8 protein-coding genes are annotated in these 9,959 nt (G+C 37.8%); 2 read left to right on the forward strand and 6 right to left on the reverse strand.

What is annotated here, in order from left to right; all coding sequences use genetic code 11:
- Positions 1-58 precede the first annotated feature (58 nt).
- The 5 genes from SAZ04_RS01405 to ezrA all read right to left on the reverse strand — a co-directional run bounded on the left by SAZ04_RS01405 (position 59) and on the right by ezrA (position 6,823).
- Positions 59-1,648: an amidohydrolase gene (locus SAZ04_RS01405; RefSeq protein WP_332689876.1), complete on the reverse strand. Its 1,590-nt coding sequence runs from the start codon at positions 1,646-1,648 to the stop codon at positions 59-61.
- A gap of 472 nt (positions 1,649-2,120) precedes the next feature.
- Positions 2,121-2,330: an alpha/beta-type small acid-soluble spore protein gene (locus tag SAZ04_RS01410; protein WP_332689879.1), complete on the reverse strand. Its 210-nt coding sequence runs from the start codon at positions 2,328-2,330 to the stop codon at positions 2,121-2,123.
- Between the two features lie 186 nt (positions 2,331-2,516).
- Positions 2,517-3,719, reverse strand: coding sequence for a tRNA uracil 4-sulfurtransferase ThiI (gene thiI / locus SAZ04_RS01415; RefSeq protein WP_332689882.1), 1,203 nt, complete (start codon positions 3,717-3,719; stop codon positions 2,517-2,519).
- On the reverse strand, positions 3,716-4,858 hold the full coding sequence (locus tag SAZ04_RS01420; RefSeq protein WP_332689885.1) for a cysteine desulfurase family protein: 1,143 nt from the start codon (positions 4,856-4,858) through the stop codon (positions 3,716-3,718). The genes thiI and SAZ04_RS01420 overlap by 4 nt, the downstream gene beginning before the upstream one ends.
- Before the next feature lie 276 nt (positions 4,859-5,134).
- Positions 5,135-6,823 carry a septation ring formation regulator EzrA gene (gene ezrA / locus SAZ04_RS01425; protein WP_332689888.1) on the reverse strand — a complete coding sequence of 563 codons (1,689 nt, stop codon included), beginning with the start codon at positions 6,821-6,823 and terminating at the stop codon, positions 5,135-5,137.
- A gap of 283 nt (positions 6,824-7,106) precedes the next feature.
- Between ezrA and hisJ the strand changes: the two genes are divergently transcribed.
- Positions 7,107-7,937 carry a histidinol-phosphatase HisJ gene (gene hisJ / locus SAZ04_RS01430; RefSeq protein WP_332689891.1) on the forward strand — a complete coding sequence of 277 codons (831 nt, stop codon included), beginning with the start codon at positions 7,107-7,109 and terminating at the stop codon, positions 7,935-7,937.
- Here hisJ and refZ read toward each other — a convergent pair.
- Complete coding sequence (refZ, locus tag SAZ04_RS01435; RefSeq protein WP_332689894.1) at positions 7,929-8,582, reverse strand: forespore capture DNA-binding protein RefZ; 654 nt, start codon at positions 8,580-8,582, stop codon at positions 7,929-7,931. The two genes, hisJ and refZ, sit on opposite strands and share 9 nt — an antisense overlap.
- Before the next feature lie 630 nt (positions 8,583-9,212).
- On the opposite strand from refZ, the gene rpsD reads away from it, so the two are divergent.
- Positions 9,213-9,815: a 30S ribosomal protein S4 gene (gene rpsD, locus SAZ04_RS01440; RefSeq protein ID WP_332689897.1), complete on the forward strand. Its 603-nt coding sequence runs from the start codon at positions 9,213-9,215 to the stop codon at positions 9,813-9,815.
- Positions 9,816-9,959: the final 144 nt, after the last annotated feature.

Consider the following 9,959-nt stretch of genomic DNA (forward strand, 5'->3'; position numbering starts at 1 on the left):
GAAGATAATCAAAATAAGCCTGTCCCCTTGATCTTAAAGTGGGACAGACTTATTTTGATTATCTCTTATACATAACCGTATTATCAACAACAGTCATAACCACGTTCGTAGTAAGAAATTCATCAGGTTCAATTGAAAAAAGATTTTGATCTAAAATGGTAAAATCAGCTACATACCCTTCAGCTATATTCCCTCTTTCTTGTTCACGTTCAATTGCATATGCACTTCCTAAAGTAAATAGTTGAACCGCTTCAAATGGAGTAAGTTGTTGCTCAGGCACATACCCCTCATGGAACTCGCCAACGCGTTTTCTCGTGACAGCAGCATGGATGCCAAGCAAAGGGTCAACTGGTTCAATCGGGGCATCTGATCCTCCCGCACAATGCAAACCTTGATTAATCAATGTTTTCCAAGCAAATGATTGCTTAATTCTTTCTTCTCCTAACCTCTCCATTACCCACGGAAAATCAGAAGCAACGAATCTAGGTTGCAGGTCAAGAATTAACGGCAATTTCTTCATGCGCTCAATCAATGATTCATTAGCCACTTGAACATGAATTAAACGATCTCTTCCTTCTTTTAATGGACATTGCTCCAATACAGTCAAAGCCATTTCAAGTGCACCATCGCCAATCGTATGTATCGCTACAGGACGATTTTTCTGTCTAGCTTCCATCACAATGTTCTTAAGGCTCTCCTCTGTATGAATGGCTACACCTGATGTCGAAGGGTCATCCGTATATGGACTACATAAATAAGCTGTTCTTCCCCCTAGTGCTCCGTCTGCAAAAATTTTGACGGCACCAAGCTCAATAAATGGTGTAACCTCACCTTTATCGTATCCTTCTTTTTCCATTTCTTTAATGGCCTCATGGTGAACAAGCAGGTGAGCCCGAAACTTCACCTTCTTTCCGTCTATCACTCGAGTGAATTGATCAAACGTTTGTTTAAAGCCCCCATAATAATAAAGATCTTCCGTATGACCTCCGACTACCCCAACACGTAACAAGTCATCTACAGCTACCCGAAGAGCTTGTTCCACATACTCGTCTGTTACTTTTGGAATAACTTCTTTCACCAAATCAGCTGCAGTATCAAGAAGATATCCCGTTGGCTCACCATTAGTATCTCGGACAATCACTCCACCTTTGGGATCTTCTGTTTCGTTTGTAATTCCCGCAAGTGCTAATGCTTTACTGTTCACGAGTGCAGCATGACGGCAAATTCTCGTAAGAAACATCGGCTTATTTGGGGAAATTTCGTCAAGTTCTTGTTTATGAAAGATTTTCCTATCAGAGAAATTATTTTCATTCCATCCTTCACCAAAAACCCACTCATTCTCTTTTGACATTCTATATTTTTCTGCTACTTTTCTTTTCATTTCTTCAGCAGAATCGACCTCCGATAAATCAAGACGAATCAACTTTTCCCCGTGACCAATAATATGTAGATGACTGTCGACAAACCCAGGATAGACAAAAGCTCCCTGTAAGTTATGGCTCTTTTCAATGAGACCAGAGAAACGGCTTTCTAACTCCTCTTGATCTCCTAAACCGCAAATGAAGCCATTTTCTACATAAACTGCAGAAACCGCCTCGTTCGCTTCTCTCATCGTAAAAAACGTACCATTATACCAAAGTGTTCCCATCAACAATCCTCCTATCACCTTATCTATTCATCCTGCCAGAATCCATTTACACATGCAATGAAAATCTTGACACTGGTCAGCCCCCTTTTAAATGTAAGCTAACTTTTTATCCCACTCCCACTCCCCCTCAACCGAAGACAAATTTCAGTTGAAGTCTTCGGTTTTCTTACAGCCCTAACTATCTTGCTCACTTTACCTTAGTTTCTCTTCTTCCTAGCCATCTAGACATTCAAACAATAAAAAATAACTCTACTGCCACAAACAGTAGAGTCAGTCCATTATCATATATTATAGCTATTTGATTTAAAACATATGACCCTTCTGCTACAGCTCCAACAATCCATTTCATTGTTGAATGTATTTCATGGAATCGCTTATAGATTTTCTTAAAATGCAAAAAATATGAGAGCTGTAATAAATAAAAAAAGAGAAGGGTGGATAAACACCCTTCTCACAGCCATGATCTATTTTATTATTGTTGTGAACCACCCATTTGTTGTTCAGCCATTTGAACTAGACGCTTAGTGATTTCTCCTCCAACAGACCCGTTAGCACGAGAAGTAGCATCAGCACCAAGTTGAACACCAAATTCAGAAGCGATTTCATACTTCATTTGATCAAGAGCTTGTTGTACACCAGGTACAAGAAGTTGATTTGAATTGCTGTTGTTGTTACTTGCCATGTTTATCACCTCCTTCTGTACTCATAGAATGAGTAGGAGACGATAAAAACATGCATTTAGTCAACTGGTAATTGCTGAGAATTATTTAGTATCTAAAAGAACAACCTTTACAAACGACGAATACACGCATAATTTCTTATATAAACGTAGTTCAAAGATAGAAAACTGACCTTTTTTATCAACCTCTTAAAACAGGCTATCAACTTCGTCGTTAACAGGGCTTGAGCTTGTGAGCACAATCTTTTCTGTTCGTTCAACAGCATCGTTCACATACGATTCCATTTCAAGATATTGCTCGTATTTGTTCGCTTGTTCACGTTTTGGTCTTGTTTTAGAGTCTGGCGGTAAAAAGATCGTACAACAATCCTCAAATGGCAAAATGGATGTTTCATACGTATCAATTTTTTTAGCTAGGCTTATTACCTCTAATTTATCCATTGTCACAAGCGGACGAATGATTGGTAAATTCGTAACCTCATTTATCGTATTCATACTATGCAACGTTTGGCTAGCAACTTGTCCAAGGCTTTCACCAGTGGCAAGTGCCAAAATTTTACGCTCATTTGCAATTTTCTCACTTATTCTTAGCATGACTCTTCTCATAATCGTCATTTGCAAATTACTTGGAATTTGCTGATGAATATGTTTTTGTACATCTGTAAATGGAACTAAGTGCACCGTAACACTACTGCCAAACTTAGTCAATGTCTTTGCCAAATCCAACACTTTTTGCTTGGCTCGTTCATTTGTATAAGGTGGACTATGAAAATGAATGGCTTCGATTTTTGCTCCACGCTTCATTGTTAAATATCCAGCGACTGGACTATCAATCCCACCAGACAATAACAATAACACTTTTCCACTCGTACCAACCGGCAGCCCACCAGCTCCAGGATAAGACCCTGACGTAACATATGTTGCAGTCTCACGAACTTCTACCCGAATATCAACATCAGGATTATGAACATCAACAGTAATATCATTTGTATTCGTTAAAACATACCCACCGATTTCCCGGTTTAGTTGCATCGTATCCAATGGGAATGGCTTATAGGCCCGTCTCGCTGTAATTTTAAATGTGTTGACTTCATCATGCTCTTTTAATACTTGTAATGCACCTTTTTGCATTGATTCTAAACTATTTTCAACTTTCAATGCCAAACTAAAAGAGTGAATACCAAAAATATGTTGCAAGCCTTCAACAATCGGTTCATGATTTTCACCATTCAGTTCAATGACAATTCGACCATATGTCCGCTTGATTTGTAAGTTTGGGAATAATTTTAGACTCATTTTAATGTTTTGTTGCAATTGCTTTTCAAATATTGAGCGATTTTTCCCTTTTAAGGCAAGTTCGCCAAATCGTATTAAAATATGATCATACTTCATGAATTGATAACCTCCCGTAATTCCGGAATAATAACTTTAAGCTCTGCAATAAATCGATCTATCTCTTGTTGTGTTGTCTCGTATGAAAAACTAACTCGGATCCCTGAACTAGCTCTCTCTTCACTTAATCCCATCGCACTCAACACACGACTTGGGGCAGACAATTTTGACGAACAAGCGGATTTTGTAGATACATAGACCTCTTTTGCTGTTAACGATTGGACAACAACTTCAGGTTTTGTCCCAGGTATTGAAAAGTTCACAATATGAGGCGCTACATCGTATGATGGACTATTTATCACTATTCCTTCAATAGAAGTTAGTTGTGTGATTAATCGCTCACGCAGACTAACAAGCTTTTTATCATGGCTTTTCTGCTCAGAAGCAATACGTAATGCCTTAGCCATCGAAACAATCCCCGCTACGTTTTCCGTTCCTGCACGCAGTTGATTCTCCTGCTCTCCTCCATGCAACAAAGAATTGACTCTTACTCCCTCTCTCACAAATAAAAATCCATTTCCTTTCATTCCGTGGAATTTGTGGGCAGAACAGGAGCAAAGATCTATTCTTGCTTCGCGAATATTTAAAGGCACTTTCGTTATTCCTTGTACATCGTCAACATGAAAAAGTAGATGAGGAAATTTCTCTAATAATTTCCCGACCTCATGAATAGGTTGAATGGTACCAGTCTCATTATTTACATGAATGATGGAAACAAGAGTGGTGTCTGGTCGAATCGCAGCCTCAAGCTGCATAACATTAATTCTCCCTGCATGATCGACAGGTAAATAGGTGACCTCAAATCCATCTTGTTCTAATTGTGCAAATGCTTCAGCAACAGAAGCATGTTCCACTTGCGTTGTAATTAAATGTTTTCCACGACTTTTTTTCGCCCAAGCCGTCCCTTTTATTGCTATATTATTTCCCTCTGTTCCACCAGAAGTGAATATGATTTCCTTTGCTTTTACACCAAGTATATTCGCAATTCTGCTTCGGGATTCAGTTACGAGACCCTCAGCCTGCATCCCAAGAGAATGAAGAGAGGACGGATTCCCAAAGTAAGTGGATGCTACCTTTGCATAGGTCTCAACCACTTCCTGATAAGGTTTTGTCGTTGCACTATTATCTAAGTAAATCATCTCATCTTCCCCCCAAAGTCTCTTCTAACTCTATGCATCCATATATGTTAGCACAAAAATGTTAAATGACAATAGAAAAACTTGGCTTTCGCAAGATCCCTAAATAAAATAAATCATTCTCCCTCCTCACTCTTTCTCGACCGAAGATCAAACTCGCACGAAAGCCTTGTTTTTCTTCCCAACCAATCATTCACCTCACTTACCCGGAATAACTGATGCCCAAAAAAAGACCTAACCAAGAAGCATCTCTACTGCTTGATCAGGCCTTTCTACGCCTTACACAGGCATATATTCTTTCACAACATTTAGCACATCTGGTTCATACTTTTCTATAACACGAACAGCACATTCAAGGGCTTCTTTATATTCATACTGTCTGAAAAGTAACTCGGCTTCTATTAAGCCAGCCTCCACCGACTCCGAACGACTGCGATATCGATTCCCGTATTGGATAACAAGTTCTACTAATTCTGCCAATTCAATCATTTCATGAATCAGTTCACTGTTTTTCTCGACTATTGAAGTTGCTTCCTCTATTAGTATATTTATACGTCCAAGTTCTAGTGGCACTTCTTGTAATTGGTTTGAAGCGTCAACGATTATTTCCTCAGCATTTTCTAGCTGATCGAGAGCACGATTGGGCAACCCTGGAATGTTACTCTTTTTCAAGACACGGTTCATTTCAACCATCGTATCTTGAAGAGAATGTAATGTTTCTTTTGCTTTTCTCTCGTCTTCTCGAAGAGCAAACAAAGTAGCATTCTCCTTTTCAATACGAGTGTCTAACTCTGTCATTTTATCTTGCCACTCATCAACCATTTCTCGAATCGATGTGAATGTTTGTTTCTGATTGTCTGCTAAATCACATAAAAAATAAAGCTGATTCGTTAAGTCTTGAGCACTTTCTTTAATTTGTTTTTGTTCGCCTAGTTGCTGGTCAGAGACGAAATAGCTCTTCCGCACGTCCAGCGTTTCCTCAGATAACGTATCGACTTTTACTTTACTTCCTTCAACCTGACTTGTTAAATGATCCAATTTTGCAAACACATACTGTTTTGATTCAACTTCAAATTCTAATGTTTCATAAAGTTGTTCAATTTGATTGGTCATCTCCGTAAGCTTGTCTTCAACCCCATCACATTTTAAAAGAACTAAATCTTCTTTAGTCTTTTCTAACTCCTTCTCGATTAATTCGAGTCTAGACTGAATTGAAAATGCCTCGAGTTGATAGCCTGCTTGTTCCATTTCTTCCATTCCATTTTGTAGGTCTTTCACTTCAGCAGGAATTTTTGTTTCAACTTGCATAAGAAGTTTAGGATAACGTTCGATTAACTCTTCTAATTCTTTAAGTAATGTAGTAGCTTCTAGCAGATAATTTCTTGCTAGCAAATAACTTCCGTCAGAAGTCGACTGGTCAAAGGAATCCAACAACTCATTGATTTTATCCATATTTTCATCAAACGAAGCAAGACCGGGACCTAAAGAACCTCTTTTCTTTGTAATAATCGTATAAAGTTCTTTATAGGCTGTGCGAACTTCATCAATTTCTGTACGATTTTGCTCTTCGCTTAGGACAAGACTTTGCACATCTTCTAGTAATTGTTTGATTTGTTCCTCAATTCCAACAAGACGTTGGTCTGTAGTTGCTACTATCTGTTGTGCTTTTTTAAAGCGGTTCTTAGCTGCTAAATCTTCAATATCAAATAGCCGTTCTCCGATATCAGGTAAAATTGTTCCTACAATTTCATCCCATTCATTTCGCCATGTTTCAAACTTTTCTTCCGTTTGTCCGGACATTTGCAACTTTTTCACTTTGCCTATTTCATCAGGAATATCCCGATTTAATATTCCATGTTTCCATTCCTCTAATCGGTCAACCTCTTTATAAATACGCTTGCGCATAATTGCACTCACAATTATAAAAATGACAATAAGCGCTATAGCTGGATAGATAAAATAAATCATGTGAGGACTCCTTTCTCCGCTCTTCTAATCTGCAACATTACTTAAAATAAGCTTCTTGTTGTTTCGGCAAATAAAACAATAATCCTCTATTTTTGACAAATTTGTCTAAGTTTTTTACGATTTTGATAAATATTATGATACCATGAAAGTGCTATTTTGTATGCTTTTTTTAGAAGAGTTTTGAGCTGAAAAAGAGTGTCATAACTTTTCTAAAAAGCAAGGAACTCACGATGAGAAATTCACGTGTAGTCACCATAATTTTTTTAAAAAAGGAGAGGTATTTGTGGTTATTATACATGATGGACATGTACATACTTCCTATTGCCCCCATGGTACGAAGGATTCTCTTTATAAATATTGTGACGTCGCTATAGAAAATAACATTCAAGGCATTACATTTACAGAGCACGCACCACTGCCACCTTCTTTCGTTGATCCAACACCTCAAAAGGACAGTGGGATGAACCTTGCAGATCTTGACCATTACATCAAGGAAGTTCAAGCAATAAAACAATACTACAACGGGCAACTTGCTGTTTACCTGGGGTTAGAAGTAGATTTTATTGAAGGATTTGAAAAGGAGACAATTGACTTTTTGAACGAAGTAGGTCCAATTTTAGATGATAGCATTTTATCTGTTCATTTTTTAAAGCTTGCCTCTGATTACCTTTGTATAGACTATAGTCCTGAAGTGTTTGATAAAGCGGTCCAACAATTAGGCTCAATAGATTCCGTCTATAAACTGTATTATGATACTGTAGCTAAATCTATCGATACAGATTTAGGCCTTTTTCATCCTAAACGTATCGGTCATATTACGTTAGCCCGAAAGTTTCATAAAAAGTTTCCAATAAAAGCTCCGTTTACCGATGAGCTCACGTTAATCTTAAAAAAAATAAAGAAAAAAGGATATGAGCTCGACTACAATGGAGCTGGTTGCATAAAACCCTTGTGCAAGGAACCCTATCCAAATAACGTTATTATTGATCAAGCCATCACCTTAGACATCCCTTTGGTTTATGGATCTGATGCCCACCAAGCAAGTAGTCTACTAAGTGGCTATCAGCAACTTTCTTCTAAAGCGGTTCTTACAAAACCTCAAACATTATTGTGAGATGGACCTTGGCAGTAAATAGGACGTTGATGTATTAAGTTCTAAATGTTTACAAAGACATAATTCTACCCACTGCCTCACATGTTTCATATAGCGATCAATGAAATAAGGTTCCGTCGTTGTAATTTGATATAGTTCACTTAGATAATGGGGAGATTGGTACGGCATGATGATCATTGTACGTAAATGAATGACAACAAAGTCAATCGGCTGTTTTCGTAATTCTCCCCTTCTCATTCCAGTTCGTATCAAACCTTCTAGATCGTGCTTTTCTTTTCTGAGATAAGTTGACATTAGTTCACGTACAAGGGTTGAGTCCATTGTCATTTCACGATGAACCATCCTTGCTACATAATGATTAGTCGTTTGATATTCAAGAAGTGCTTTTACTAGTGACAATAATTGATCTTTAATTGATCCGAATGTTTTATCTATTTCCCCTTTTATCACTTGAAGATACCCTTCTAGGAATTTGGTCATCAATTCTTCGTATAATCCTTTTTTTCCACCAAAATGATAGGAGACAAGTGCAACATTGACGTTCGCTTTACTAGCAATATCTCGGACAGAGGTACCATCATAACCTTGTGTTTGAAAGAGTCGTACAGCAGCATCAATTATTTTCTCCTTTTTCGTTTCCTTCATAGTGGTAGTCCTCCTTCATTTCCTTCTCTAGTATTCGTTTCGTGCCAGCTAGTCAATTTCCTCTAATAATCGCTCGACAAAACTCCTCTATTAATCAACAAATTTTTCATTTTTCATCTGTCTTTTTCATGTAAAATGAAAAAAATTTTTGAGGATAGGAACGTCTACGAAATGTTTCAATCAGAAATGTACAAAATTGTTTACATAGAGCACTATGAAATAGTAAGTAATCCAACTCTATACTAATTTTATCGGTTACATGTTGTTTTTCACTAACGAATCAGCACATATTAAGACCGAACCACTTTGTCTTTAGGACTTTCTACATCCAATTATACTATGCTTCCCCATACTTGCGAACGAAAAATTATGAACTTTGTACAAGGTTCCGTTTCTAGTTCCTATTGACTTTTCATTTTTAAATTCATATAATGGTGTTTGTGTGAAATAAGACAGCCAAGGTAAACGTACATTGGTAGCCATTTTGTTCCTCGTGCGGCTGCATATCGAGGTGCATCGTGTAACTTCTAGCTGTCGAAGCGAAGATGCATGAAAGCAAAATGAACATTGTATGAGATTGCCAAGCGGTTGTTATTTTGCAACATCAAAATAACAAGGAGGAGTCAAATTATGGCTCGTTATACAGGTCCATCTTGGAAATTATCTCGTCGTTTAGGAATGTCACTAAGCGGTACGGGTAAAGAATTAGCAAAACGTCCGTATGCTCCAGGGCAACACGGTCCAACACAACGTAAGAAACTTTCTGAATATGGTTTACAACTACAAGAAAAGCAAAAGCTTCGTCACATGTTCGGAATTAATGAGCGTCAATTCCGTCGTATTTTTGATGATGCTGGTAAAATGCCTGGTATTCACGGTGAGAACTTCATGATTCTTCTTGAGTCTCGTCTTGATAACTTAGTTTACCGTATGGGTCTTGCTCGCACACGTCGTGCTGCTCGCCAATTAGTAAACCATGGCCACATTCTTGTTGATGGTAGTCGCGTAGATATTCCATCTTACCGCGTAAAGCCAGGACAATCAATCGGTGTGCGTGAAAAATCACGTAACTTTGCTATCATTAAAGAATCTCTTGAAGGAATAGACTTTGTTCCAGCTTATGTAACATTTGATGCTGAAAGCTTAGAAGGAACATACAGCCGTCTTCCAGAACGTTCTGAACTTCCTGCTGAAATCACAGAAGCTCTTATCGTTGAATTCTATTCACGTTAAGTTGTGTAAAAAAAGCCAGTCATTTAGACTGGCTCAGGCTGTTGAGAAAGTGTTCTCAACAGCCTGTTTTTTTTGTTTTTAAATCCGATTATTCAAATGGATATAGTATAATATAGATAATTAAACGTGAGGTGATCCAAATGT

The sequence above is a fragment of the Halalkalibacter lacteus genome, from assembly GCF_036663595.1.
Classification (GTDB): domain Bacteria; phylum Bacillota; class Bacilli; order Bacillales; family Bacillaceae_D; genus Halalkalibacter; species Halalkalibacter lacteus.

What these genes read in the sequence shown, in the direction of transcription:
- thiI (WP_332689882.1), bottom strand. Translation starts at nt 3,719, where the DNA reads ATGAAGTATGATCATATTTTAATACGATTTGGCGAACTTGCCTTAAAA.
- SAZ04_RS01420 (WP_332689885.1), bottom strand. Translation starts at nt 4,858, where the DNA reads ATGATTTACTTAGATAATAGTGCAACGACAAAACCTTATCAGGAAGTG.
- SAZ04_RS01405 (WP_332689876.1), bottom strand. Translation starts at nt 1,648, where the DNA reads ATGGGAACACTTTGGTATAATGGTACGTTTTTTACGATGAGAGAAGCG.
- refZ (WP_332689894.1), bottom strand. Translation starts at nt 8,582, where the DNA reads ATGAAGGAAACGAAAAAGGAGAAAATAATTGATGCTGCTGTACGACTC.
- SAZ04_RS01410 (WP_332689879.1), bottom strand. Translation starts at nt 2,330, where the DNA reads ATGGCAAGTAACAACAACAGCAATTCAAATCAACTTCTTGTACCTGGT.
- rpsD (WP_332689897.1), top strand. Translation starts at nt 9,213, where the DNA reads ATGGCTCGTTATACAGGTCCATCTTGGAAATTATCTCGTCGTTTAGGA.
- ezrA (WP_332689888.1), bottom strand. Translation starts at nt 6,823, where the DNA reads ATGATTTATTTTATCTATCCAGCTATAGCGCTTATTGTCATTTTTATA.